Source organism: Colwellia sp. M166 (assembly GCF_024585285.1).
In the GTDB taxonomy this organism is placed as follows: domain Bacteria; phylum Pseudomonadota; class Gammaproteobacteria; order Enterobacterales; family Alteromonadaceae; genus Cognaticolwellia.
The window spans coordinates 4,162,943-4,189,490 of the sequence record NZ_CP040755.1 but is presented as its reverse complement, the minus strand read 5'-3'; the positions used below and the strand labels follow the sequence as shown (position 1 = coordinate 4,189,490).

The 26,548-nt window shown below is 38.6% G+C and carries 16 protein-coding genes; 6 read left to right on the top strand and 10 right to left on the bottom strand.

The genetic code is table 11. From position 1 onward, the window contains the following. Positions 1-3: 3 nt before the first annotated feature. The 5 genes from FGD67_RS18880 to FGD67_RS18860 all read right to left on the bottom strand — a co-directional run bounded on the left by FGD67_RS18880 (position 4) and on the right by FGD67_RS18860 (position 9,481). Positions 4-1,212 carry an MFS transporter gene (locus tag FGD67_RS18880; RefSeq protein WP_373567800.1) on the bottom strand — a complete coding sequence of 403 codons (1,209 nt, stop codon included), beginning with the start codon at positions 1,210-1,212 and terminating at the stop codon, positions 4-6. Continuing rightward, on the bottom strand, positions 1,209-2,882 hold the full coding sequence (locus FGD67_RS18875) for a hydantoinase B/oxoprolinase family protein (protein ID WP_257172588.1): 1,674 nt from the start codon (positions 2,880-2,882) through the stop codon (positions 1,209-1,211). The genes FGD67_RS18880 and FGD67_RS18875 overlap by 4 nt, the downstream gene beginning before the upstream one ends. 56 nt (positions 2,883-2,938) lie before the next feature. After that, on the bottom strand, positions 2,939-4,996 hold the full coding sequence (locus tag FGD67_RS18870; RefSeq protein WP_257172587.1) for a hydantoinase/oxoprolinase family protein: 2,058 nt from the start codon (positions 4,994-4,996) through the stop codon (positions 2,939-2,941). A 193-nt stretch (positions 4,997-5,189) separates the two neighbouring features. After that, positions 5,190-7,364, bottom strand: a complete 2,175-nt coding sequence (locus tag FGD67_RS18865) for a TonB-dependent receptor (protein ID WP_257172586.1) — start codon at positions 7,362-7,364, stop codon at positions 5,190-5,192. Positions 7,365-8,593: 1,229 nt separating this feature from the next. Further along, complete coding sequence (locus FGD67_RS18860) at positions 8,594-9,481, bottom strand: DMT family transporter (RefSeq protein WP_257172585.1); 888 nt, start codon at positions 9,479-9,481, stop codon at positions 8,594-8,596. A gap of 267 nt (positions 9,482-9,748) precedes the next feature. Between FGD67_RS18860 and FGD67_RS18855 the strand changes: the two genes are divergently transcribed. Continuing rightward, positions 9,749-10,501 carry an MBL fold metallo-hydrolase gene (locus FGD67_RS18855; RefSeq protein WP_257172584.1) on the top strand — a complete coding sequence of 251 codons (753 nt, stop codon included), beginning with the start codon at positions 9,749-9,751 and terminating at the stop codon, positions 10,499-10,501. Positions 10,502-11,112: 611 nt separating this feature from the next. On the opposite strand, the gene FGD67_RS18850 is transcribed toward FGD67_RS18855, so the two are convergent. After that, positions 11,113-11,559 carry a hypothetical protein gene (locus tag FGD67_RS18850; RefSeq protein WP_257172583.1) on the bottom strand — a complete coding sequence of 149 codons (447 nt, stop codon included), beginning with the start codon at positions 11,557-11,559 and terminating at the stop codon, positions 11,113-11,115. Positions 11,560-12,204: 645 nt separating this feature from the next. Here FGD67_RS18850 and FGD67_RS18845 point away from each other — a divergent pair. Next, the gene (locus tag FGD67_RS18845) at positions 12,205-13,605 is read left to right on the top strand and encodes a methyl-accepting chemotaxis protein (RefSeq protein ID WP_257172582.1); all 1,401 of its coding nucleotides are present in this window, start codon (positions 12,205-12,207) and stop codon (positions 13,603-13,605) included. A 249-nt stretch (positions 13,606-13,854) separates the two neighbouring features. Here the strand turns inward: FGD67_RS18845 and FGD67_RS18840 are convergent, their stop codons facing one another. Then, positions 13,855-17,799 carry an AAA family ATPase gene (locus FGD67_RS18840; RefSeq protein ID WP_257172581.1) on the bottom strand — a complete coding sequence of 1,315 codons (3,945 nt, stop codon included), beginning with the start codon at positions 17,797-17,799 and terminating at the stop codon, positions 13,855-13,857. Next, positions 17,799-19,112, bottom strand: a complete 1,314-nt coding sequence (sbcD, locus tag FGD67_RS18835) for an exonuclease subunit SbcD (RefSeq protein WP_257172580.1) — start codon at positions 19,110-19,112, stop codon at positions 17,799-17,801. The genes FGD67_RS18840 and sbcD overlap by 1 nt, the downstream gene beginning before the upstream one ends. Positions 19,113-19,351: 239 nt before the next feature. On the opposite strand from sbcD, the gene FGD67_RS18830 reads away from it, so the two are divergent. From FGD67_RS18830 to FGD67_RS18815, 4 genes are all read left to right on the top strand, one after another. After that, entirely contained in the window at positions 19,352-19,720 is a 369-nt protein-coding gene (locus FGD67_RS18830; RefSeq protein ID WP_257172579.1) for a VOC family protein, read from the top strand. A 215-nt stretch (positions 19,721-19,935) separates the two neighbouring features. Further along, complete coding sequence (locus tag FGD67_RS18825; RefSeq protein WP_257172578.1) at positions 19,936-21,327, top strand: hypothetical protein; 1,392 nt, start codon at positions 19,936-19,938, stop codon at positions 21,325-21,327. 88 nt (positions 21,328-21,415) lie between these two features. After that, positions 21,416-22,570 (top strand): imelysin family protein, encoded by a 1,155-nt coding sequence (locus tag FGD67_RS18820; protein ID WP_257172577.1) that lies wholly within the window; start codon positions 21,416-21,418, stop codon positions 22,568-22,570. 127 nt (positions 22,571-22,697) lie between these two features. After that, positions 22,698-24,341: a di-heme oxidoredictase family protein gene (locus tag FGD67_RS18815; protein WP_257172576.1), complete on the top strand. Its 1,644-nt coding sequence runs from the start codon at positions 22,698-22,700 to the stop codon at positions 24,339-24,341. 369 nt (positions 24,342-24,710) lie between these two features. On the opposite strand, the gene FGD67_RS18810 is transcribed toward FGD67_RS18815, so the two are convergent. Both FGD67_RS18810 and FGD67_RS18805 read right to left on the bottom strand, forming a co-directional pair. Beyond that, positions 24,711-25,250: an isochorismatase family protein gene (locus tag FGD67_RS18810; RefSeq protein WP_257172575.1), complete on the bottom strand. Its 540-nt coding sequence runs from the start codon at positions 25,248-25,250 to the stop codon at positions 24,711-24,713. Positions 25,251-25,795: 545 nt separating this feature from the next. Further along, the gene (locus tag FGD67_RS18805) at positions 25,796-26,281 is read right to left on the bottom strand and encodes a hypothetical protein (protein WP_257172574.1); all 486 of its coding nucleotides are present in this window, start codon (positions 26,279-26,281) and stop codon (positions 25,796-25,798) included. Between the last annotated feature and the right edge of the window lie 267 nt (positions 26,282-26,548).

Below are 26,548 nucleotides of genomic sequence, written 5' to 3'. Positions count from 1 at the left end.
TAATCAACTCTTTTTAAAGCGTGCTAGTGGTAATATCACAATAAAGCATAAACTAAACAGCAGCGATCCCATTATAATTACATCAGTGTAGCCTACCCCTTTAACTAACGTTGAAGCTAAAATTGGCCCTAAAATATACCCCACGCCAACCACTGTTTGAGCCGCACTTATATATTTACCTGAATGGTCTACATCTGAAATAACCGCAAATAAGCGGGCACCTGCGATGCTCCAGAAGAAACTAAATATACACATAGCCACAAGGTATCGCATATCCGTTAATCCACTGTTTAATACCCATATTGATAAGGTCATCACGACTATTGAAATAAACAATAAACCAATATTTTTACCGATATCGCCTATTAACGCAAAAAACAACGCGCCTGCAAGCCCAGCGATCATAGCTAAAGACAGTGCTTGAGATACAAAAGATAATGTTAAGCCTGAACTTGTACCCATAATCGATACATAGGTCCATACTCCACCAATGCTCATATAAAAGAACAGTAAACTTAGCAAACCTAAATTGAGTAACTTGTTAGTTTGTTTAGATGGTTTAGATTGATCTGTAACCACACCTTGTGCCGATTTATAATCATCACTTTTACGTGGTAGCAGCTTTATAACGATAAGAGGAAAGATATAAAATACGGCCATAGCAACAAAAACGCCACTCAATGACATCGAGTCATAAATAATGGGGACAAGTACTAAGCCAATGGCCTGCACAACAACAATGGCTGCAGTATAAAAACCAAACCATCGATTAGGGTTACTGGTCATGCCAATAGCACTAATACCCACAGCAACAATTATTCCTTCGCCCAACCCCGTTAAACTTCGAATAATACAAAGTAATAAAAAGTCAGTTACTAAGGCTGAAATTAAATTGCCAAGTACGGTAATGACAACCCCAGCAATTAAGGCTTTTCTAAAGTTAACTCTTTTAATGAAGATAGAAAAAACGAAAGTAGCTATTACCAAACCGATTGAGTCTGTAGAAGCTAACCAACCGATTTGTTGCTCAGTTAACGCTAAACTAATGCCAACAACTTCTAAATACACAGGTAAAAATAATAAAACTAAGTAGCCAATAGGTGCAGTAGCTAAACCGCTGAGACCATATTTTAAATCTGAATTAGACGTTGTATGGTGCATTAAAAATCCTTTATTTTCTAAGTAAGTAGCTGATGATAAAAGTAAAATCAAATACCATATATCGATTGAGCATCGCGCTCAGAAATAAAGCCATTTTTTATATCGGCTAATACTTTCGCTTTAGGTCGCTTGTTTGGATTACCCCAGCCACCACCATTACCAGTAACTAACCTGATTAAATCACCTTTTTTCAAAGGATAACGACTTGTTCTACTAAAGCGAGTTTTTTCATTACCTTGGTCATCAAAAACTTGAACATAATTACATGAACCTTCTTCACCTTCATTAATGCCCCAAGGGTTTGTGATACCTCTACCAAAAAAACTAGAAATATCAGCATCGTCTGAAAGTATTCGATAATCAAGCACGACACCATTACCCCCTCTAAATTCACCCGCTCCGGCTGTATTATTACTAAAAGCATATTGCTCCACCATAACGCCGTATCGTGCCTCTGTAATTTCCACAGGTATATTGCTAGTTTCGCCATTACCAACACAAAATTGACCTGACTCACCATCTTTACCAACAGCCGCCCCCCAGCCACCAACTAATGGCTCAACCAACAAGTAATGCTCGCCTGTTTCAGGTATTTGACCAGATAAATTCATCGTACATACTGAGCCAAACTGCCCTGCAGTAACTACCCCCGGTAAAACAGGTGCTAATGCTTTGCGTACCACATCAGCAGCACAAACCATAGATTCAAAATAAGCAGATACGGGTGCAGGACGCTTTGCTGTTAATAATGTACCTTCGGGGCATATAACTTGTAATCGGCGAAAGCAGCCGTCAGTTGCTGGCGCATCAGGTTGAACAATACCCATAAAAACTTCTCTTGCCGCAGAAATTAATACTCCCATGGTGCAATTAATAGGTCCAGGCGCTTGGTCAGACGAGCCGGTATAATCTAGAACAAAAGCTTGATCGGTAATCGTAACTTTTACTTTGACTTTAAACGGCCCATTGCCCATGCCATCTTCATCAATAATATCTTCGGCTTCAAAAACCCCTTTAGGTAAGGTTTTAAATTTTTCTAACACCATTAAGTCGCCATGTTCGAGTAACTTGTCTATCGCTGTTAAGGTAACGTCTTTGCTGTATTTTTTTATCACAGACAAAAAGCGTTGTTCACCTACTTTTAAAGAAGCTGCACAGGCTTGTAAATCACCTAAAGTCATTTCTGGTAAGCGAACATTCACCTCGATTAAATCTAGTAGCGCTTGGTTCGCAATACCTTTTTCAAATACTTTAATACCAGGGAACTGCAAACCTTCTTGATAAATTTCAGTAGCATCAGCACTGTAACTGCCGGGATCTTTACCGCCAATTTCAGTCCAATGTGCTTTGTTAGCCGTCCAAGCGACAAGTTCTTCTTCAAAAAATACCGGACGGATCATACAAACATCAGACAAATGAGTGCCGCCCCCCGCATAAGGGTCATTTAAAATAAAAACATCATCTGGATAAATATTATCGCGGTCAAATTTAGCAATAATATTTTGCACGCCCGCATCCAATGTGCCAATAAAACCTGGGATGCCATTTCCTTGAGAAATCAGTAAACCCTTAGCATCTGTAACACCGATACCATAATCTAGTGACTCATAAATAATTGGGCTTTTACTGCTTCTTTTTAAAGCTAAAAACATTTCTTCGCCAATGGCTACTAAAGCATTTTTAATAATTTCTATAGTAAATATATCGACTTTTTTATTCATAATTTTTTACTCAACTTATTTAATTCATTCAATTTATTCAGATTAATATCAATTCATTAATCACGAAGATAAATATGAATGCCACCGAAATCATCAATCTCAACTCGATTCTCAGGTAAAACCACAGTAGTTGTAGTGCTCTCTTCAATAATCGCAGGCCCTTTAAATTTCATGCCTGGTTGTAATTTTTCACGATTATAAATAGCAGCAGTTACCAGAGTATCACTATCAAAATCCACAGTGCGCTTGCCGATTAAAGCTTCATCTGCACTCTCCGTTGTACTTGCTGGTAATTTCTCAAGCTTTGCTTTATCTAAAAGCCCAAAAGAAACTAAGTGAATATTAACAATTTCAATTGCGGAGCCGTCTAACCTAAAAGTATATTCTTGGTGATGGGTTTGATGAAAGCGCTCTGAAAGTTCACCAATAAATTCGATTTCTTCAAGCTCAGTACTAGGTACATGAATTTTAACCGTATGTTCTTGTCCGCTATAGCGAGCATCGACATACATCTCATGCTTAACTTTGCTTTGGTCAATACCATCATTTTTATAATCAAGTGCTGCTTTTTCAATAACATGCTCAAAAGCTGAAATTACGGCGTTTTTACTTTTATCCGTTAACGTAAATCTATGGGTTTGAATATAATCTCTGCGTAAGTCGATCATCAACATCCCCCAAGCGGAGAAAACGCCTGCAAATGGAGGAATAATAACTTTACGCGCATTTAACTCTTTACCTAAGGCGGTTGCATGTAGCGCTCCACCTCCGCCAAAGGCCATTAAAGAGAAATCACGCGGGTCGTAACCACGATTTACCGAGATCAATTTAAGTGCATTTACCATATTAGAGTTAGCAATGTTGAGGACACCATGTGCAACATCCATGGCGTTAACATTAAGCTGGTCAGCCAAGGTTTTAAAAGCAGCTTCTACCGCGTTAAGATCGGGTTGAATTTCTCCACCTGCAAAGTTTTCGCTGTTAATTCGACCGGTAATTAAATTAGCATCCGTTGTTGTTGGCGCACTGCCGCCTCGCCCATAAGCAACAGGACCAGGAGTAGAGCCCGCGCTTTGCGGACCAACATGTAAACTATTGGCTGCATCGATCCAAGCGATACTGCCACCACCATTACCAATTTCAACAATATCGATTACGGGTGTTTTTATTGGGTATCCAGCCTTTTTCGCCGTTTTTTCTAATACATATTCTGTGGTGATACGTGTTTCACCATTATGAATTAATGAACATTTAGCGGTTGTACCACCAATATCCAATGCCATAATATTGCCATCGCCAATAACTTCGCCGTAAGCCGCAGCCCCAAGAATACCGCCAACAGGGCCCGACTCAACTAATGTTATTGGGTTGTCACGTGCAGACTTTAAGGTGGCAATGCCGCCATTAGACTGCATAATAAATGGGTCGGTTTTTAAGCCATTCGCCAGTAATTTCTTTTTCAATTTATCTAAATACTGCTGCGCCGGAGGCAAAACATAGGCTGATAATACCGTAGTGCTCGTTCGTTCATATTCGCGCCATTCGGCTGATATTTCATGTGAAGAAATAACATTAATTTCTGGCCATAAATTTTTCAGTGCCGCCACCAGTTTAATTTCATGTTCTGGATTTAAGTAAGCATGCAAAAAACAAACACCAATAGCTTCAACCTGTTGCGATTTAAAGTAGGCGACTAACTCAGGTAAGTGTTCTAAGTTAATAGGTGTAACAACATTACCTTTGTAATCAAGACGTTCTTCTATTTCTAAACGTAAATGGCGCTCAACAAAAGGATTAGGTTTTTGATAAGTATTATTGAAAATATCAGGCGTATTACCTCGGGCAATTTCTAAAACATCACGAAAGCCTTTTGTAGTGATCAAACCCGTTTTAACACCTTTTCGCTCGGTAATAGCGTTGATAACAACAGTCGAGCCATGAGCAAAAAAATCTACATCTGACAAATTAATATCTGCTTTTATAGCTGCATTGACTACGCCCTGTTCAAAATTTGGCGGCGTTGTATCACTTTTAACAGCTTTAACATTACCTTCATCAATATATACAAGGTCGGTGAACGTTCCACCAACATCTGTTGCGACTCTTACTGTCATAATTTGCACCTTACTTAAAAAGGTTAATTGAAAAAAAGTTTAAATTAACCTTATCTAGTTCGATATTCATAACCGAACTAGACATATAAATTTAAAAGAAAAATAGTCAGTACTTGATAATGAAATTACCACCAAGCACCGTTTGAGTAGCTACCTAATATGTAAGCAGCTAAATCTGGAGAGCTTTGCTCTTTTAGAAGTTATAACGCGCCTGCACACCCACTTGTCGTGGCTGATTTCGCATACGAATTAACGGGTTAAATAAGAATACGGTTTCTGGAGAAGCTTCATCAGTTAAGTTAGATGCAAATAATGAAACAGACCACTGTTCATTTTCAACAGCAATATTGGCATTTAAATAGGTATGAGTATCTGATTCACCGGTATCTTCATTGAAAATATCGAATGAACGCGGGCCAAGCGTATTAAATGCAAGACGGGTTTTTAGCATATAATCACCAAATAACTCTCTAGAGTAATCGATAGAGCCATTAAGGTTAAAGTCTGACACATAAGGCATGGTGCCACCTTCGGTCGCCGCTAAATCTCTGCCAGAAAGAATGTCGACACCTCGGTTTTTGGTAATTTCGTTATCAATTAAACCTAGACCAAAATTAATGCTTAAATTGTCTGTAATGGCGGCCGACATTTCTAACTCAAAACCATCAATCGATACTTTATCAATGTTCAAATTTTCAAGCGTGAATGTCTCGGGGTTTAAGCGGGTAAATTGAGCATCTTGTTGTTCAATATGGAACAGCGCCATGTTTAACCAAACTTTGCCGTCAAGCCACGTTGTTTTAATGCCTAGCTCGACAGTGTCTGATACTTCTTGATCATAGTTTCTAATAACAGACGGAGAATACTCATTGAATCCGCCAGATCTAAAACCTTTCGAATACGTTGTATAAAGTAAGTGGTCTTCAGTCATTTGCCAAGCAATTGAAGCTTTAGGTTGTAATTGGCTGAAGGTTTCGTTCGCTTTAGAAGCGTTAGGGGCTCTTTCATCAAATGCATCTCGCTCTTCAGAGTCATAACGTAATGCTAATGTTAGTTCTAAGTCATCTTTAATGTCATAGTTTGTTTGACCGAAAATCGCATACGCAGTGCTTTCTTGAATAGTTTTTTCACCTTCAAAGACTAACGAAGGATCTTGAGCAATATTCTCTTTTACATCTTGGTAAGTTACTCGCTCTGTAGGTGTTAAATCCCATACTTGATCATAAGATACTTCTCTATCTTTGCTTTCATAGTATGCGCCAAGCGCCCAACGAAAACGTTCTTCACCTGAAGATGTAAAGCGAGTTTCAAAACTCGTAGAGTCTTCCTCTATTGGATTTATTTGGGTAATAGGAAAGAAAAAATTGTCTTCACTGGCATCTTGATGAGTAAAGTCACCATCAGAGAAAAACATAATGTCTGAATCATTCGCTGATGCAATAAATACCAAGTCACCATAATCAGTTTCATGCTCAACTTTAGCTGAGACAGACCAAAGTTCAGACTCATCAAGCCCTACAGCATTAGCACCCGGTTTGATTGAAAAATTTTCCAGCTCATCTTTCGTCACAAATGCCATGTAATTACTCCCTTGAGTTTTCTTAGAGTAATTGCCGTGTAAAGTCAGGGTGGTGTAATCAGTTAAATAAAATTCAAGCATGCCTTGTGTGCCAAAAGCATCATCAACATAATCAACTTCTTCATTCAAAAAAGAATTATCAATTAAACCGTCAAAATCTTGATAGTTTGCTGAAAACCTAAAATAGGCTTTATCTTCAACAATTGGTCCACTGACGGCGACATTCACTTTTCTGTCATTACCTTGGGCGATTGATGCTTGTACACTTCCTTCAATTTCATCAGATGCTTGTTTAGTCACAATATTTATTGCACCGCCAATAGCATTTTTACCATACAAGGCACCTTGTGGACCTCTTAGTACTTCAATTCTTTCAATGTCGTGTAAGCCTTGGTTAATGAACTCTAAATTTGGCACCGTAATGCCATCAACCACGTAAGCTATAGGGGCTTCACCAACTTGTGGTGTTATCAGGCCACGCACCGTAACAAAATTGAGGCCTGAGCGGAAATTTGTTGATACATTTAAATTTGGGGTTAGCGCCGAAAAATCTTTAATAGAGGTTATGCGCGCAGCCTTTATATCTTCGTCACTAAAAACGGTAACAGAGTCTGGAATTTGTTGAAGTGTTTCTGTGCGTCCTCGGGCAGTCACAACAATTCTTTCAACGTCTTCTACATTATTATTTGTACTCTGTGCTTCTTCAGCAAATACGCTAGTACTTCCCGATATGGCAATGAATACAGCTAAGGTAACTTTCTTTGGAATAAACTGCTTGAATAGTGACATATAACTTCCCTCAAAATTAAGTGTTGGGCACTTTTTTTATATTTTTATAAGTACCAGTTATGTTTAACACTTTTAATATTACGTAATGACAAAAATAAAATTGACTCTAAAACGCTCAAAAAACGCAATATCTTTTGTATTTACAATCTAAAACTGCATATTTAACACTAAGCATTGTAACTTATTGAAAAAGGCTATTGTCCTTCTGGAAATATGGCTTATGGATGTTAATTCTGATCAATTTCAAAAGTTAAAAATGAATCACAGTGCCTTCGTCGCCACTTCTAGCCAAGCGCTATTGGTAGCATTGTCTAATACAGAAATGTGGCTATAAACCATTTGGTGATAATTATTCGACCAGTCATGTCACAATCAATGAGCATTGCTTTATCAATTAATTTTCGATCGAAAAGAACAAAAATTAACATTTCAAACAGTACAATTTTTAGTGCTGAACAATATACAATGCACACGAAGAAACAACTAAACACACTACATCTATACCTGTATTCAATGAGGGGCTTAATTTATACAAGCATGAGAATAATGATATACCCATGAAAAACATCAGCTTAACCACAGAGTAAAAAATAGTTCTTGAAGCCCTACATGATGCCAGTTGTGATGGTCGTATCGAATTAAGGCGGTATAACTTGCTCCAAAGGCTGGCCAACAGCGATGATTACTCAAGCATGATGATTTCATGAAATGAGTATTGTTTGACATAGTGAAGATTTTGTAACTAAAGATAAGTTAGCCCAGGAAAATGGCGACTCCCGCTCTATTTGAGTCAGATACAACCAGATGAAGTAGTTGCTCATATTATGCTAAACACTTATCGCTATTGTTATGAAGTCATTGAGTACATATAGAAAACACATGAAATTCGTTCTTCTATATCAGGTTTGAATAAATGGCTGCATCAACACCACTTTGGCTACAAGTATCCCAAAGGTGTCCCACATAAGTTCAATGGGTTGTCATCACGTACCTGACCTAAAAGATTTGAGCTTAGCACACAGACTAAGCTTGAGCGGTTTAGAATGGGTGCCCTGTTAATTCACTGTTAATTCACTGTTAATTCACTGTTAATTCATGATGAAATAAAAGTAAATATTAAACCTGAACGGCTTATCCAGCGTTCTAACACTTTAGACCGAAGCTTAAACAGAAATTTAAGCAATAATTAAAAAGATTCAAATCAAGGTGCCACTTTCTCTATAATGTTATCAAGCCCACACTAACAAAATTACGACACTGGCAACGATCAGCGCCATTCCTACATATTCGATAGCTGATATTTTCTCTTTGAAAATACGATAAGTGATAAACAAAGTAATAAAAAACTCTACCTGGCCTAATGCTTTAACATAAGCTGCGTTTTGAAAACTTGCCGCAGTAAACCAACCAATTGAGCCTAAAACACTTGTAACGCCAACAAACAAGCATAAGCGCCATTGTCTCAACATAACTTGTATTTGCTGTTTATCTTGCAAATAAACATAGACAACAGAAAATAGTGTTTGCACAGTGATCATAAAAGTTAACGTAACTGCAGCACTCAATAATAAATCGGTGTTAAGTGCTAAGCTCGACTGACGAATAAGCAATGTTGTTACCGCTAAACCTAAGCCAGCAGCTAAACCAAAACCAGCGCCTGGGTTTTGAAAAACATCTTTATAAGTAAACTTAACTTTAGAAACTAGCAAAACACCGACGACACCAATAACGACTGAAATCCAGCCTAAGGCAGTCAAACTCGCTGAAAAAAGCAAAGCGCCTAATACAGCCACTTGAATCGCTTCTGTTTTAGCTAAGCTGGTCGCCACTGCAAAATTTCGATATTTAAACGCGGCCACTAAACATACGGTACCAATAATTTGCATCACACAGGCAATCATTGCGTATTGTATGAATGTAGTATTAAGAGCCGGCATCGACAGCTGACGGTAATCTAACATCCACCATAAATATAGCCATGCAAAAGGCAGAGCATAAATGTAGCGAACGCCCGTGGTTGCCATGGCATTTAAATGTTGCGTTAGTTGCTTTTGCCCAGCGGTACGAATGGCTTGCATCAAAGCGGCAAGTAATGTGAAATAAATCCAAATTTCCACGTAAGATCCAAGTATCAATACATTTGTGGTCACGATTGTATGGCTTGGCATTTTTAAAAACCATAGATTAAATTATATATCTACTATCAACACTCCTAATGCTCTCTTTCTACCTATCAACTTTACCTCTCCACCTTCGACAGCTTAACCAAACTTTAGTCCAACTGAGAATACATCAAGCTTAAACATTAATAACTGGTCTAATCTGTTGAGCTTTCGGCAAGAACAAGGTAGCTTAAAGATCACATCATTACCTTAGTATTTTTTATGCTCAAATTACATAGCTTGAAAGGTTATATTCAGAACATTTATTTAGCCGAATACAACGATAAGTTTTTATTACTTGATGGCTGTTGCCGCGCTGACATTCCGCTTTTAGAGAACTTTATCGGCAATGAACTAAAACGCTCAATGTCTGAATTAGCCTTAATTGTTGTGACGCATATGCACCCGGATCACGCAGGTGCCGCACAAGCATTACGTAAAAAATATGGCTGTAAAATAGCCGCCGCCAATGTTGCCGGGCAATGGTATTCAGGAATTGACGGTAAGTTAATGCACTTAACCGATATGCTACTGACGTTGTGGGTGGCAAGTCGCAAGAAAAAGCCGAAGAAATTTATCTATTATTCAAGTGTATTAACGCCTGATTATTATCTTACTGATCAGCAGTTTTTACCCGGGTTTGATGATTGGCAGGTGCATTTTTCGCAAGGACATACTGACCGAGATATTTCTTTACATCATCTAGCCAGTGAACAAATTTATGTTGCCGATTTAATGGTAAAAGTCAGGGATGCCTTTATTCCGCCTTACCCCGTTTTTTATCCAAATCGCTATCATCAGTCACTGATAAATATTAAGGCTTTGAATGTAAAGTATATACTTTTAGCACATGGCGCTAAAGTGAAATTAACTGAAGTACAATGGCAACACTTGATAGCACTAGCACCAACCAAACCGGTTACGCATTGGCGTTCAGTAAAAACAAAACTGAAACGAGTGTTATTAAACAAATAATCTAAACTCGGGTTAAATAAGCTTAGGAAGGTAATGCAAGCTGCAAAGCATGCTGGTCATGCTTTGCAGGGGAGCATTTTAGCTCTGATAAATCCAAGCTAAAAATGACTTTGAATCATTTACGTTAATAAATTGGATAAATTTTGTGCCTTGCTGATCGGTCACTGAAACATTGTTTTTGTTAACAGAAATTGATCGAACTGGCGATGCGATCGAATAGATCGTACCTTGGTATGTATATGACATAATAAACTCTTTTAATGTGCGTAAAAACGCATGAACAAAAGCTATATTATTGTGTAGTGGAACTTTTTTATTTGAAAAATAACAACTTTTTACGAGATAACGCTCGAAAAATCAGACAATAATCTAAGCTTAATAAATTAAGTGATGACTAACTGTGAAAGGGAAAGGCAAACACGATTTTATAAATAATCGGCTAAATAAACTAGATGGGAATAATTAACGTCGCCACTATAGGGTTAATTTCATAGGAAGTAAACACTTAAATAGCAATTTAAGTGTTTATATTAATTTAGTTGAGTAAAACTTTTCCTGACAAGCACTCAAATTATGCTGTATTTTCATTATAATAACTTGCTGAGCGGTAACTAAGTTAGCGTTTTTAACCAAGCAATTGCATCGGTTTCATTATCAAATGTCTCACTTTTTTGTTCACCCCTAGAAGGGCTGTACATATTGATAATATCCAAGGTGATCATAGAGTTAATGACCATTGCTTTAGCAAGTAGATTCTGACTGTTTAGCCATTTATTATAATCTTCAAGCTCTTTATATGCTTCTGGAGTTCCACCCATCAACTCCAATAGATTGATTAAAATGGAAAAGTTTTGCCCATCAAGTTGAGTAATAATTTGTTTTATACCGTCGGTATATTCCTGGGCACCATACTCATTAAAAGCACCTTTAAGTTTTGCAATGATAATATTTTCATTCTGCAGGAAGATAGATACTTCCCCATGCGCGATTACCATATCTACTTCTCGTCTGACATCGGTATTTAAATTTAACCTTAGCATATTCCAAATTATTAACATAAAAATTTGATAGCGATAATTTACAGATTAAGCTCTAGGCTTAAATCAAACTATATCGAATAGTTGACGTATTGTTACTGAAAAAACGATATTAGTTACCACCAACGCATAAAGTTCAGGTATCGCGTGCCAAGCGAAGGTTAACATCCCTATAATACTATTACGTATTCTTCCCATTTTTGCTTAAGCTAGCTTCCCTCTTCCTCTTTTTACAGACAATTTTTAATTAGCATTAGCACTAAAGTGTTAATACTTTCTATTTAATACTTATTGTCGATTGTGAAACTTTACTTTATTAGCGATATTAACTACATAGGTCAAAAAACTATCTATAGATACCGATCAAAATAAAGGCGGATATGATTAATTCAGTCGCCTAGCTAAACTTAAAGCTAGCGTTGTTAACCACCATTTGGCTAGCTTGACTTTGCCTTTATTCTACGGCCTTGTGTAAACCATAGCTCTCACTGTCGGGGGTTGCTCATAAAGTGGCAAAATAATTATTATTCATCTTCTTATCAAGTAAATTTTGGAGTATTACTTATTAATATTTTCTCTAATTTTAGTATTAAGTTCCGATTAATCGCTATGTCGACTATTTTAGTCAGTATTGTGCTCATAGCTAAAGGAGCTTATGATTATAAAATGGTAAAGTCGTCCATATTAGCTGAAGCCAATAAAAGCATTTTTTTAGTGTCCGAAAGATTAAAACTGAACTTACCGGCTGCGATATGGATGGACTTATCAGAACAAATAATCAAAATAGGATCTTCTGAATTACAAAGCCCTTATGTTTACGGTATTGAAATTAAAACACTCGATGGTGAAGTTAAATATGCCAAACATACTCAAGGAATAAAGGGCGCAGAGATAAAGCACCCGCTGGTTTATAATGAATACGAAGAAGAAAGTATTGTCGGTGACATTGTCATTAGCATTGACCAACAAGAAATTAATACCAAAATGCAGGCAGCGTTAATACAAATAATTATCGGTGTAGTATTAGTAGACGTTTTACTTGTACTTATCTTGTTCATACTTACCCGTGTCATTGTCACAAATCCATTAAACAAAGTTATTCTCGCAGTAACCGATATTGCCCATGGAGATGGCGATTTAACAAAAAGGTTAGCCATACATACTCATGATGAGATGGGCACGTTAGCGGATCAAATTAATCATTTTTTTGATAAAACACAGGCCATGATTAAAACCATTATCACGACAACAGAAGTCATAAGTGATACTTCAAGTGCGGTAAAGTCAGACGTTAGTAAAGCTAATGCCTTGTTTGAACAGCAATATATTGAAATAGACATGCTGGCAACTGCGATTACTGAAATGGCAGCCAGTACCAAAGACATCTCTTTAACCTCTCAACAATCATCACAATCATCATTTGAGGCAAAAGAGCAGGCTAATGAAGTTGGCCTGGTAGTCAACAAATCGATGTCATCGGTTAATGAGCTTTCTTCTGATTTAGAAAATGCCAGTCAAGTGATCAGTGTGCTAGCTATAACCGTTGATAAAATGGTCAGTGTTATTGATGTTATTAAAGCTATCGCAGAGCAAACAAACTTATTAGCGTTGAATGCTGCTATTGAGGCGGCACGAGCTGGCGAGCAAGGGCGTGGCTTTGCGGTGGTTGCCGATGAAGTTAGAGCACTAGCAAGTCGAACTCAGCAAAGCACTGAAGAAATCAGCCAAATGATCGCTGAATTACAACAAGGCACTATATCGGCAGTACAAGTTGTACAAAACAGTAAAGGTAAAGGCGAAGAAACTACCGCAATGATGCTGCATTCAGTTGAATTTATTGCAAAGATCATTTCCGCAAGTGATGATATTAATAATACATCTTTACAGATTTCTACAAGCGTACAAGAGCAAAGCAATGTTACTGCTTCTTTAGACGTTAATATCAATGGTATTGTTAGTAATGGTCAAGAAAGCAATCAGCTGATAAATCAAATCAAAGTTAAAGCGAGTCAGTTAGATGACCATGTTAATAATCTACAAATGTTAACGAACCAATTTGAAGTGTAAATGCAATTAATTTAAGAAGCAGTGATATGTTTTTTAAAAATATCACTGCTTCTAATAAAGATTCCCCTTTAAACGCAATAAGAATAACTATTGCTTACACGTTAAGGGTTAGGTTAATTTTTTATGCAGAAAATAAGTTCAGCGATGCTATTTTTTATCCGCTCATGAAAAGGCTATACCCGTGAGGCATCAAAATGCAGTTTCATGGGTATATACTGTGAACTAACTCACCAAATACAACCTAGCGAACTATTTAGCATGATAACGATAACAGTCTGCTAATTCACTGACACCAAGACCGCTTTGTTTTTTAACTTCTATTTGTACATCAATACGTTTTTTCAAGGCATCAACATGACTGATCACGCCAATCATTTTGCCGCTAGCATTTAAAGAATCCAGCGCTGATAAGGCGGTTTCTAGGGTGTCGTTATCTAAAGTACCAAAACCTTCATCCAAAAATAGTGAATCGATACTGGTTTTCGCACTGACCAAATCAGATAACGCTAGAGCTAATGCTAAACTGACTAAAAAGCTTTCACCGCCTGATAAAGTTTTAGTATCTCGCACACTATCGGCTTGCCAAGTATCAAGTACTTCTAAGGCTAAATTATCTGACTGTTGACGCTGTAATTGATAGCGGCCATGTAAACGATTAAGTTGTTGGTTGGCCAGATAGACTAAATGTGACAACGTTAAGCCTTGGGCGAAGCGTCTAAACTTAGCTCCATCTTTAGCGCCAATTAAGCCATTAAGATGCGAAAGATCGTCTAGTTCGGCTTGTTGTTTAACAATGTCAGCTAGCACACTTTTTTGCTCTTCACGTTGCTGTTGATCTTGGCTTACTTGCTGACTTAACTGCCCTTGACGAACCTGTAACTGTTTTAATATTTGTGTGCAAATCGCGGCTTTATTATCAAAAGCGGTAATGTCTAGCTGATCATCTATCTCAACACGCTGTGTGAACAATAAATCTTTCAGTATTTCATCATGACTCTCGACGACATTGCTCTCATCACTTTGCAGTCCATCAACCAATTGATTGCTTTGTTCTTGTAACTGCGCTTTATCTTGCCCAAGTTGTAATAATTGTTGCTGCGCTTGCTGCAATTGCGCCTTGGCTTGTTGCACTTGCTGTTCAATCGTTTGTTGTATTTCTTTTAAAGCTTTACGTTGCTCTAAGGTTAATAACGCAGCTTTAAAGTCAGCTTCGGTTGCGAACTCACTGTCAGCGAGTTGCGTTTGCCAAACTTGATTAGCGGACTGTTGTTGTGGCGTTAGACGATTGATCGCATCAACATTGCCATGTAGTTTACCTGCGACATTTTGTTGTAAGCTTTTCTGCTCGTTAAGTACATTTTGATGCCCAAGCAATGTTTGTTCTTGCGCTTGTTGTTGTTGCTTTAATTGTTGACGCACTTGCTGAACATCTTGCTCGGCAAATAAGCTATGGCGTTTAACTTTTTCTTCATTAAGTTGCTGCTCTAACGCGCTCAACTCTGTTTTCAAGTTTTGTTCAGAGGCGTTTAACTGCTCAACTTTGTTATCGATTATTGCCCGTTGTTGCTGTAATTGCTGTAGTTGTTCATTATCAATGCTGACCGCACTTAATGCCGTTTGATAAGCACGACTTTGCTGCTCAAGCTCATTTATCCATGTTTGCTGCAATTCTACTAAAGCATTAAATTGTTCTTGTGCAGCATCAGTTTGTGTTGCATCTACATCGGTTTGATTAAAAACAGTAAAACAATCAGGCAAAGTCAGATGACTCGCTTGCACCAAGGTGCTTAACTTTTGCCATGCTTGCGATATTTGCGTTAATTTAAGTGTCAGACTTTGCTTGTTTTGCTCAGCTTGTTGTTGAAACTGCTTAAGTTGTAGCGTTTGATTTTGGCGCTGATTAGACAACGTTAACAGCTGTTTTTCTTGCCCGGTCAGCAATGTTACCTGCTGTTGCTGAGCCTGCTTTAATTGCTGTAGTTGGCTATTGGCATTATTGAGTTGTTCAAAATGTTGTTGACGAGCCTGAATATGCGCTTCTATTTGCGCAAATTCAGATAGCTCAACATCAAGCGCTAATAACGTGCGTTGTGCAAGCCATTGCTGCGCTAAATATTGTTGTTCTTGTTGTTTTACGGCTTGGTTTTCGCCAACAAAATTAAGCTTTTCTTTTAAGCGGTCTTGCGCAGACGATAAGGTTTTTCCTTGCTGTTCAAGTTGTTCTAAGGCCAAGGTTAATTGTTTTAGTCGACTTTGTTGTTCATTTTCAGCACCGCTGTTAGCACTAAGCACCTGATAATCACCAATAGCAGGATGTTGCTGCGAGCCACATAACGGACAAGCTTGGTCCGTTTTTAAGTTTGCTCTATGTTCACTTAACGACATAATGGTTTTTTGTTGTTCAACAATTAATTGCACATCAGTCAATTGCACTTTTTGCTGTTTATATTGTGCTCTTAATGGCTGTAATTGCTCGACTATGCTGACTAATTGCTGATTATCGTCATTCAGCGTTTTATCAATATCTTGTAATTCTGTAGCTAACGTTTGATAACGTCTGGCATTTTGCATCACTTGCGCTTGTTCGGTAACCATTGACTGCATATTATGCAACTGCTGATTAAGCGCTTGTTCATTTTGACATTGATGTTGTGCTAATAACTGACTTATTGCGTTTTCTTTCGCCGTAAGCAGTACTTGTTGCTGTTTAAATTCAGCGTCAAGCGTGGAAAATTGTTGTTCATCTTCAGCCATGGCATGAGTTAATGCTTCAGCTTGCTTTTGTAGCGTTGCATCTTGCGCCTGTAACTCAAAACTCAATTGTTTCTCATTAACCATTTGCGCGTGCATATTACGCCATAATGGTAAATGCTCAGGCAATGGTGCCAAGTGCTCTTGCTGCCCGATAAATGCTTTGGCTTGGTCAATTTTTTCTTGCTGAATTTGCTGTTGATTCAACAGCTGTTCGGCTTCTTTTTTTGCTTGTTGCGCGACTTCACTCGCGTTTGTTAAGCGACTAATTTGTTGACCTTGTTGTTCGGTGAGTTGAGAAATTTTGCTATCTAGTGGCAACACTTGTTCAACAATTAATTGCTCTGTCGCTTGTTGCTCTTTGACAAGTACATCATGAGTTAATGAAAACTCCGCTAGTGTTTGCTCTGCAACACTAACCTGCTCGGCACTTTGTTTCGCATCTTGCTCAAGAACTTTAGCCTGCTCATTAAGCTCAGTAAGCTGTTGATTCAAATGACTGAGCTGTTGATACTCAGCACGTAAATTCTCAGCAGGCTCTGACAATGCTAAAGCGTGTAATTGAGCCTCATGCTCGCAATGCAGTTGTTGCGCAGTTTGCTCTTGTTGCTCGGCGTGTAATTTTTGCTTATTGGCTTGCTGAACATTCACTAACCAATGTCGAATATGCTGCCAATGCGTTATCTGCGCTTCGAATGGCTGTTGTTGTGCGCTAACTTTTTCTAGTTCGCTATCAATAGCTTGTTGCTGCTCAGGCGTTAGTAACTGCAGGCCTGAGTTTTTCGCTTGTAGTAGCTTTAATTCGTTACTTGCGTCTTTGTGTTGTTCAAATACGGCTTTGGAAATATCACCATAAATTTCACTACCGGTCAGCTCTTCTAATAAATCGGCGCGTTCATTCGCCGGAGCATTTAAAAATGCCGCAAACTCTCCTTGCGATAACATCATCGACTTTCTAAAACGAGAAAAATCTAAGCCAGTGATCCGAGCAATTTCATTTCGAATATCAGAAACTTTAGTGGCAATTACGTCCGCTTCTCCTGCGGATTTTTCATCCATACTCTCAAGGCTAACGTCACCGTTCGCCTTTATTTTCGCTAATTCAGCGGTTGGCTTTTGTAAATTACCGTCAACACTGTTTTTGGCACGACGCTGGCTCCAAAAAGCACGATACGCTTGACCTTTCACCTCAAATTCAACTTCGGCCAAACAGCTCGTAGTATGGCGAGTCATTAACTGATTTTGTTTATCCGAAATCGTTAAACGTGGCGTTTGATGATACAAGGCTAAACACATAGCATCGAGTATGGTCGTTTTACCGGCACCGGTCGGGCCAACAATGGCAAATAACGCACTGGTGTCGAAAGGCGATTGGGTGAAATCTATTTTCCAATGACCTTTTAGGGAATTAATGTTTTCAAAGCGTAATGATAATATTTTCATTATTTCTGCTCCGTTTTGGTATCAGAGCTATTATCTATGATGCTATTTAGTTCTGGAGAATGCGCAGCAGAGCTGGCAAGTTGGGTTTGCTCGGCAATATCGAGATATAAACTATTTAAACGCGTTCTGCGCTGTTGTTGCTCATCACTTTGCCAAGACTCTAGCTCCATGCGAGCATCGAAAACATCTTGTACGCTCAATTCACTTAAGGTGATTTTTTTCTCGTGACTGGGCATTTCTAAACGAGATTTTTTACTGCGTCTGACTAATAAAACCTCTACCGGTAACTCTGCAATTATTTGCTCAATGCGTACACTTAAATCTTGTAAATATTCTGCACTTTCAATTTCTATATCGAGCCAGATATTCTCTTTTCGCTCACTATGGTTGGCTTCGACAACGGCCATAATATTGTCAGTTAATGTTTCTAGTTGAGTTTTAACCATCGCCAAGGCTTGAAAACACGGCACAGGACATAATTCAACATCGCTAAGTTCACCATTTTTAAACTCAGCAATAACAATACTCTTTTCGGTTTTCGCTTCGTCAAAACTTAAAGCAATCGGTGAGCCGCTATAGCGAATATGTTCGCTCTTAGTCACTTTTTGTGGTCGGTGAATATGGCCTAAAGCAATATAGTCGGCTGCTGGAAACTCACTGGCAGGAAAGGCTTCTAAAGTACCAATGTAAATATCACGTACTGACTCGCTAAGCGATGCACCAATGGTGGTTAAATGTCCGGTGGCAATAATCGATAAGCGCGTATCTTCAGCTTGATTTTCAACTGACAAAGTCTGTGCTTGGCTAAATAATGTTTGATAATGGCCGGTGATCGCTTGTTGCAACGAACGTTGTTTTTCACTCGCTGATTGCCCAGCATAACTTTTGACAATATCGCGCGGTCGAATAAAAGGAATCGCGCAGATCACCGCTTGCTGCTCGGTTTTCAGGCTATTTAGCACAAATACTTGCTCGGCCATATTATCACTGACCGCAGAAATAACGCGAGTAGAAAGCTGCTGAAGTAAATTCTGCGACTCTGACAACATAGCAACCGAGTCATGATTACCTGCTAACACCACTAATTGGCAATTGGCCTGATGTAACTTAGCGATGAAATCAAAATACATTTCACGGGCATAACTTGGTGGTGTGCCCGTATCGAAAATATCACCGGCGACAATAATCGCGTCAATCTGCTGACTTTGCGACTGCTCAATAAGCCAATTCAAGAATTGTTGGTGTTCAGGCGCACGACTTTTGCCGTAAAAATGTTGGCCTAAGTGCCAGTCAGAAGTGTGGATAATTCGCATAATGTACGTGCACGCCAAAGTCATAAAAATCAAAGTGATTATTCTACCGACTCTACGGCGAGCTTACTACTAGGCAGCTCAGAAAGCTTAGAAATATAGCTATCTAAAATCATCAACTATACTGCCAATATATAAAAAATATCTTCATGAATGCATATTTATATCAAGTCTATTAAGTTTCACTGAGTGGGAAGAAACTTAGTCGAATGGGTATTAAATTAACAACAGAGGAACCTACTATGGAAAATCAAATTGTTTGGGTGGATATCCCGGTGATAGATTTAACCCGCGCCATTGAGTTTTATGGCGCTTTACTTAACGGTGAAATTAAAAAAGAAGAATTTGAGCATTTTACCTTTGGCATATTACCGCACGCAGAAACCAATGTTTCCGGTTGTTTAGTGCCCTCACCTCCAGAGCAAATATTTACCTCAGGTCCGCTGATTTATTTTAATGTTAATGGTCGACTGGACGATGCGATAAAGCAATCGGAAATGCACGGCGGCCGTTTGGTTGAAGAAAAACTATCTATGGGGGGTCATGGTTTTCGCGCCATAATTCATGACTCTGAAGGTAACCGCATTGCGCTTCATAGCAATACACCTTAACTTAAAATTGATTATTCAAGCTATCAGTAAAAACTCACTTGCAATTTCTGATAGCTGACCACGTCAAACTCACAACTCCCCCAGCTTGTTGTTAAATATTTTTATTAAGACACTTAATTAAATGCAAATGAGTACAATTATCATTTGCATGAGAGAGGAATTCTAATTACACTTAAATACAAAGACAACTCATTATCATTACACTTTAGGTTTTTATGAAAAAATTCACCATGGTAACGCTATTTTTTGTCAGTGCAGTAGCATTAGCAGACGAAAACAAAAGCATCACGCCCAACGCAGAAGATTACTTAGCACAACAACAAAAAATTACTGAAATTGAACAGCAGTTAATGGCTTTAAAAGCACAATCAGCAACAATGCTAGCAGCACAAAAATTAGCTAACACTGAATCAACAACCGAAAAAGTCCTGAAAAATCAGCCATTGCAAGCCAATAAAAACTGGCAAATAAAGTCTTACGGTAGTGTCAGATATAAAAACGAAGAAATATTTAGAAATACCCAAGATTTAGATCCAACCCGACGTGCTAGTACCGATCTTGAGAGAGTCGTGCTTGAATTAAGTTACGATTTTACGCCGCAATGGCAGGTGGAATTAGAGCTTGAATATGAACATGGCGGTACCGGTGTCACGCTCGAATACGATGGCTTCGAAGAGTTTGGCGAATTTGAAAGTGAAATAGAAGCTGGTGGTGAAGTTGTGGTTGAAAAGCTACAAGTTCGTTATCAAGCAAATAAACATCTAGCCGTAAAAATGGGCCGAATTTTTGTCCCTGTCGGCTTAGGCACTGATTTACACCAGCCTCATCAATATATGACTGCTGAACGTCATTGGAGTGAGGCAAGCATAATCCCACAAACGTGGAATGAAACGGGTGTTAACGTTATTGCTAATTGGCAGGACTTTACTGCACAAGCACTATTAACAACCGGATTAAACTCAGAATATTTCAGAACATATCAGTGGGTTGCTACTGGGCATCAAAAACGCTTTGAGCAAGTAAACGCTGATGACTTAGCGTTTACTCTTCGTTTCGATTACGGTGATGTAAAAAAAGATAACGGCGTAGGCGTTAGTTATTACACCAGTAATACAACAGGCAATCGTAATAACCAAAACAATATTACTGGTGACGGAAATTTACAAATCTTTGGCCTACACGGCGCATGGAGCATAGGTAACTGGGTAGCACGAGGACAATATTTATTTGGCCAATTGGACGACAGTGAAGCAATCACCCTTGCCAATAAAACCACACCAGGGTTAAAGCCTGGCAACTTCTCACAAGTAGGCAGTGAATCAGAATCAGCTTTCGTGGAATTAGGCTACAACGCACAAGAATTATTCGGTTTGTCATCGCCGCTGCGTATTTTTGGTGCTTTTGATTACGCTAATCCGATCAAAAAAGTCGCAAATGGCATAGCAACACCTCGCTTTGATAAACAAGAGCTATCGCTAGGTATTAATTACTTCCCTATTCCTGAACTCGTATTGAAAGTGCAAGTTGCCGAACAGCAATATGCCCAAGATAATATTGATAACACTCGTTCGGTGGCACTATCTTTAGGCTATTTCTTTAGTATTTAAGCACGCCTTATAGCTAGAAATTAACATAAAAAATCAAATAAAAACAACAGCAAAAATAATGTATTAAACTTTTAAACAGGACTTAACTATGTATTTAAAAAAATCTCTCTTAGCAGCAACCTTATCGGCAATAATCTTATCAGCTTGTGGTGGTGGTTCATCTTCAAAAGCGGTAATAGAAACGCCAGTCGTTGATACGGGCTTCTCATTTACCGCAACTGAAATGATCACCAATTTAACCAATGACGTGATAGTTAACGGTTACTTATCGTTAAGCACTAAGGCTGACAATTTCCATTTAGCAGCGTTAACTTTAATTAATAACCCTACAGAAGAAAATTTAGCTGCAGCCCAACAAACTTGGCGTGATGTTCGAATTCCTTGGGAGCAAGGTGAAGCACATATATTTGGCCCTGTAGATGCGCTTTCAATTGATCCACATTTAGATACTTGGCCATTAAATACCAGCGATTTACAAGCCTTATTGGCGTCTCAGTCTGGCTTTACTGCTGAGCAAGTTAAGTTATTCAATGATGACGTTCAAGGCTTTCACACCATGGAGTTTTTATTATTTGGTGATGGTGTAGCAGACAATGAAAAAAACATCAGCGAAATGACCGCACTAGAACGTGAATACTTAAGCGCTACCGCAGAAGTATTTACCGAATATGCCAAGTCATTGGCTGATGCTTGGACCGTATCTTATGATCCAAGTGACAGCAATTCACCAGCCTACAAAGATTTACTTTTAACGCCAAACAATGATGTTTATGCATCTGAGCTGGGCGTAGTAGAAGAGTTAATCAATGGCATGATCGGCATAATTGATGAAGTAGGTAATGGTAAAATAGCCGAACCTTTTGGTACTAACTTAACAGCAACAGATACTTCATTAGTCGAGTCACAATATAGCTGGAACTCGTTGGCCGATTTTTCTGACAATATACAAGGCGTACAAAACGTTTATCGTGGCGAATTTGTTAATGGCGCAGATAAACAAGGTCTTATCGACTTTGTTAACGCGGCAGACTCTGAGTTAGCAAGTAAAATTGATGGTCAAATCAATGACGCTATCACAGCGATCAAAGCAATTGCTGGCGATAATAACCTACCCTTTAGACAAGCAATTAATGACGCAGACGCTCGTATTCGAATTCAAAGCGCGATTGACTCGCTATCACTAGTTCAAGCTTCATTTGAAGCTGATGTTTTACCACTGTTGTCACAATGGAAACAAAGCTAAAAAACATTATTCAATAACTGACCATAATTTTTACTGAGGTTTATTCTCTCTATAACTTCAGTAAAGCTTTCAAGTGCATGGACGCACGTATTTATTGGTTTATTGCACTCAATAAAAGTTAATACTAATGACAAAAATTAATCATAAAACAACAACACAACGACCGAGATTGTTACTAAGGCATTTTGCGTTAGTACTGAGCATTTCACTTACGGCTTGTGGCGGCGACAGTGCTAAAAGTACTGAAACACTACCAACAACTCCTGAAACTGTCTACCCTGATTATGCTCTAGCGCTGTTATTAGGGGGTAATGCTACCGCGGAGAATGCCAGTGATTCAGGTCATGGCTTTTCAACACCTATCCCCACTTTGACCGAAGAAGAGTTAACTCGTCACCTTATTGGCGATACCCACTTTGAAACGTCATTTACCACAGCCCCTAATAATGCCCACCCTGAACTCGATGGTTTAGGACCTGTATTCAACAATCAAGATTGTAACTCATGCCATCAACGTGATGGACGTCCGGCCACATTATCAGTGCCAGACCAAGAACAACGACTGCTTTTAGGCGCTAATGCGGGAATATTCTTACGCATTAGCCTTGAAGATGGTCAGTGTGATGCACCTTCAACAGAAAACAGCTATTGTAAAAACACGCCGGTTGATGACTTTGGCACACAATTATTTCACCGTGGCGTACTTAAAGCTCGTGATGATTGGCAAGTAAACCCTTTTGTAGGCCAAGCAAATGTTTTCTTATCATACGACTATCAGATTGAAACTTATGCTGACGGCGAAACAGTCACCTTGAAAAAGCCAATATTTGATATTGAAGCACCTTATGATGTCAGCCTAGAAAATAGCTTAAACAGTATTTTGTTACAAAGTAATGTCCGTTATAGTCCAAGAAACGGTATGCCCATTTTTGGTTTAGGTTTACTAGAGTTAATCGCAGAAGACGATATATTAGCGTTAGTAGATGAAAATGACGCTGATCAAAATGGTATTTCTGGTCGTGCCAACTGGGTTTTTGACGCGGTAAAAGATCAAGCCGGCGAACAACCGCCAGTATCTTTAGGACGATTTGGCTGGAAAGCCAGTACACCTAGCGTTAGAGTTCAGTCGTTAGGGGCATTACGTGGCGATATGGGAATAACTAATCCGTTATTTCCTGAAGAAAGCATTGCCAATACGGCAATGCATGAAAGCTACTTAACACGTACAGGCTTTGTTGATACTGGGGTTGATGAGTCAGGCCAAACCGAAGCTTCGGCAAGCTTTGCTGATGACGTAGTTTTTTACGCAGAAACCTTAGCAGTACCAGCACGACGTAATATTGATAATGAAGACGTACTCAACGGTGCTTTGTTATTTCAACAAGTCAACTGCACCGGCTGTCACACCCCTCAATTTATCACCCAAACCGGTGCTGTTTTTATCGGGGGGCGAGCAGCACCCGAGGCAATAAAAGGACAAACAATTTACCCCTTCACTGATATGTTGCTTCATGACATGGGGGAAGACTTAGCCGATAATCGACGTGACTTTATGGCTACAGGTAATGAGTGGAAAACCCGCCCATTATGGGGTATAGGCTTAACTAAAACAGTGAACCCTGCAGCCGGTTTTCTACACGATGGTAGGGCTGATAATATTGAAGAGGCAATTTTATGGCACGGCGGTGAAGCACAAAGCAGTAAAGCTGATTTTATGGCTTTAACTAAAACAGAACGTGCATCACTGGTGGCTTTTGTTATGTCGCTATAAATTAAGATTATCAACAGAAAAAGCGCTGTTCATTACCATAATCGACAGCGCTAACTTAACAAGCAGATAATACTCGTGCTCTGAGCAATACATTTTACCATTCTAAATATTCTAGGCATTCACCTGTCCTTAATAGTCATTAAAACAATAAATTCCTGCTCATGTTACATGCCCTACCACGTTATAGTTAAATAGCAATCTCATGACAAATCATAAAATAAAAAAAACAAGCTATCTAGAAAAACCAAAGAGCAGTAATTGTTTTTTATCACCGCTAGGGCTCGCGTATTTATGGTAATTAAAGACTTAAAATAGCGCGAAATAATTCAACATCTCGAGCATTTTCAGTTGAGGAGTTAAAAGTGTGAACTAGCGAATTAAGCGCAGTATTGCTTTAAATTCAGCAGATCTACAATCTGCCACTAGCTCATACAGGCACATTTCTAAGCCCGTAATATCAATAGCTTTATTCATCAATCGACTTATACCAAGTTGCTTATTGGCCAAGGTGCGGGAAGATACACAATCACTAACTAACTGTACGTTATAACCACGTTCCGACAAGCCGAGTGCTGTTTGATATGCACAAATATGCGCTTCAATACCACAAACTAGCCATGTATCAACGTTTTCAGCTTTAACCGCAGCAATAAAATTAGCCTCTTCGCAGCCATTAAATGTAAATTTAGTGATTGGGCTAATACTGCTTAACAGCGAGTTTATTTCATTAACAGTGCCACCAAGCTTTTCGGGATTTTGCTCAAGACAAATAATGGGTAACTTTAGTGCTTGCGCTCCCTTGATCAGCTTTTCACAATTCGCAATTAACACCTCGCTATCATAAACTAAGCTAGCGAGCTTTCCCTGAATATCCACCACAATAAGACCCGTATTTTTTTTATTTAACATGCTATAGCTCCTGAAACTGAATTAACGCCCTCTTTAAACTTTTTCCACAAAGACGACCTAATTTAGACGTGAATTTATCTTAATAAATAATCCAACTTGCCACCATAGAAGTCATAGATACTTTAAAATAAAGTATCAGTAAAAACTAACACTTCACTTTATTATCCATTGCTCTACTATGTATAAACAAAATCAGGATAAATTAAGACCATACATTTTCACTTATTATGAAAGGATCTATAATCCATTCGCTCTTATAGTGCAAAACCAATTCGTCACTCACATGACTTTAATCAATTGGTTTTACCTTTACCTGGTGTCATCAATATACGTGTGGGCAGCTTCAATGGTAAGGCTGTGCCTAGTGAATGTGTTGTAGTAAAAGCTAATGAAGAACACTTGTTGCCTCTAAACCTTTTAAATTTCACTGAGTGGGAAGAAACTTAGGAAAATTGGTATAATTCAGCTGTTATTATAGAACAGTGGCCAAATTAACTATGCTACTATGGGGTAACTGAATTTAGATGACTAGGTCATATAGAGGTTTAGCGTATTGTGAATCTGTAATGAACTATTGCTGGTGGATAATCCCTAGCAAACAGGTTGTTTGAAAAATTTCCATGCCGTACGGCAAACACATATGTACCATTACCGCGCACTGTGACTGATTCAGAGGCTTTAACAATCTCCTCATTTACCAAGTAAGCTCCTTTTAGCCCTTTAAGATTAGCTATGTAAATATTTCTTTCGTATTCCTTTAAAGGCGCTATGAAAAAATCTACTGGCTGACCATTCAAAGATACAATATCGACTGAAACCTGTTTACTGCCATTTACATTAAAGGTAATGCGACGATGCTCTTTTTCTCCAACACTCACTTCTTTTTCCGTGGTTTGCCCTACTGGTCGTTGAGAAGAGCCTCCACCACCATTAAGTGGAACATCTTTAAACACAAAAATAAGCAAGCCGGCAATAATCCAAGGCCACCAGCTATTCCAAAAACCAGAGCCAGACTTTTGTGGAGCAGACATAATAATTCCTCCAGTAGGAATATTGGGCTAGTTGACTACAGATGAACATTAATAAAAAATTAACGTAAACTTGTTGTTCAAGTGGCTTATACATCTATGAAGCTAGCCTAGGATCTATTAATTGATTCATGGTTACCTGAATGTTAGCGAAACTCCTTTGATGGATATCTCCGTATTAGGGCCAGCTCTTTTTAGAATAAGTTGAATATAGTAAAGTTCCTTTTATCTTACGATCGAGTAATAACTATAGTTTAGGTAGGTATTTAA

Excerpts from the sequence above, each read along its gene's own strand:
- sbcD (WP_257172580.1), bottom strand. The coding sequence starts at position 19,112 with ATGCGAATTATCCACACTTCTGACTGGCACTTAGGCCAACATTTTTAC.
- FGD67_RS18875 (WP_257172588.1), bottom strand. The coding sequence starts at position 2,882 with ATGAATAAAAAAGTCGATATATTTACTATAGAAATTATTAAAAATGCT.
- FGD67_RS18870 (WP_257172587.1), bottom strand. The coding sequence starts at position 4,996 with ATGACAGTAAGAGTCGCAACAGATGTTGGTGGAACGTTCACCGACCTT.
- FGD67_RS18845 (WP_257172582.1), top strand. The coding sequence starts at position 12,205 with ATGGTAAAGTCGTCCATATTAGCTGAAGCCAATAAAAGCATTTTTTTA.
- FGD67_RS18865 (WP_257172586.1), bottom strand. The coding sequence starts at position 7,364 with ATGTCACTATTCAAGCAGTTTATTCCAAAGAAAGTTACCTTAGCTGTA.
- FGD67_RS18840 (WP_257172581.1), bottom strand. The coding sequence starts at position 17,799 with ATGAAAATATTATCATTACGCTTTGAAAACATTAATTCCCTAAAAGGT.
- FGD67_RS18805 (WP_257172574.1), bottom strand. The coding sequence starts at position 26,281 with ATGTCTGCTCCACAAAAGTCTGGCTCTGGTTTTTGGAATAGCTGGTGG.
- FGD67_RS18850 (WP_257172583.1), bottom strand. The coding sequence starts at position 11,559 with ATGTTAATAATTTGGAATATGCTAAGGTTAAATTTAAATACCGATGTC.
- FGD67_RS18825 (WP_257172578.1), top strand. The coding sequence starts at position 19,936 with ATGAAAAAATTCACCATGGTAACGCTATTTTTTGTCAGTGCAGTAGCA.
- FGD67_RS18815 (WP_257172576.1), top strand. The coding sequence starts at position 22,698 with ATGACAAAAATTAATCATAAAACAACAACACAACGACCGAGATTGTTA.
- FGD67_RS18830 (WP_257172579.1), top strand. The coding sequence starts at position 19,352 with ATGGAAAATCAAATTGTTTGGGTGGATATCCCGGTGATAGATTTAACC.
- FGD67_RS18810 (WP_257172575.1), bottom strand. The coding sequence starts at position 25,250 with ATGTTAAATAAAAAAAATACGGGTCTTATTGTGGTGGATATTCAGGGA.
- FGD67_RS18820 (WP_257172577.1), top strand. The coding sequence starts at position 21,416 with ATGTATTTAAAAAAATCTCTCTTAGCAGCAACCTTATCGGCAATAATC.
- FGD67_RS18855 (WP_257172584.1), top strand. The coding sequence starts at position 9,749 with ATGCTCAAATTACATAGCTTGAAAGGTTATATTCAGAACATTTATTTA.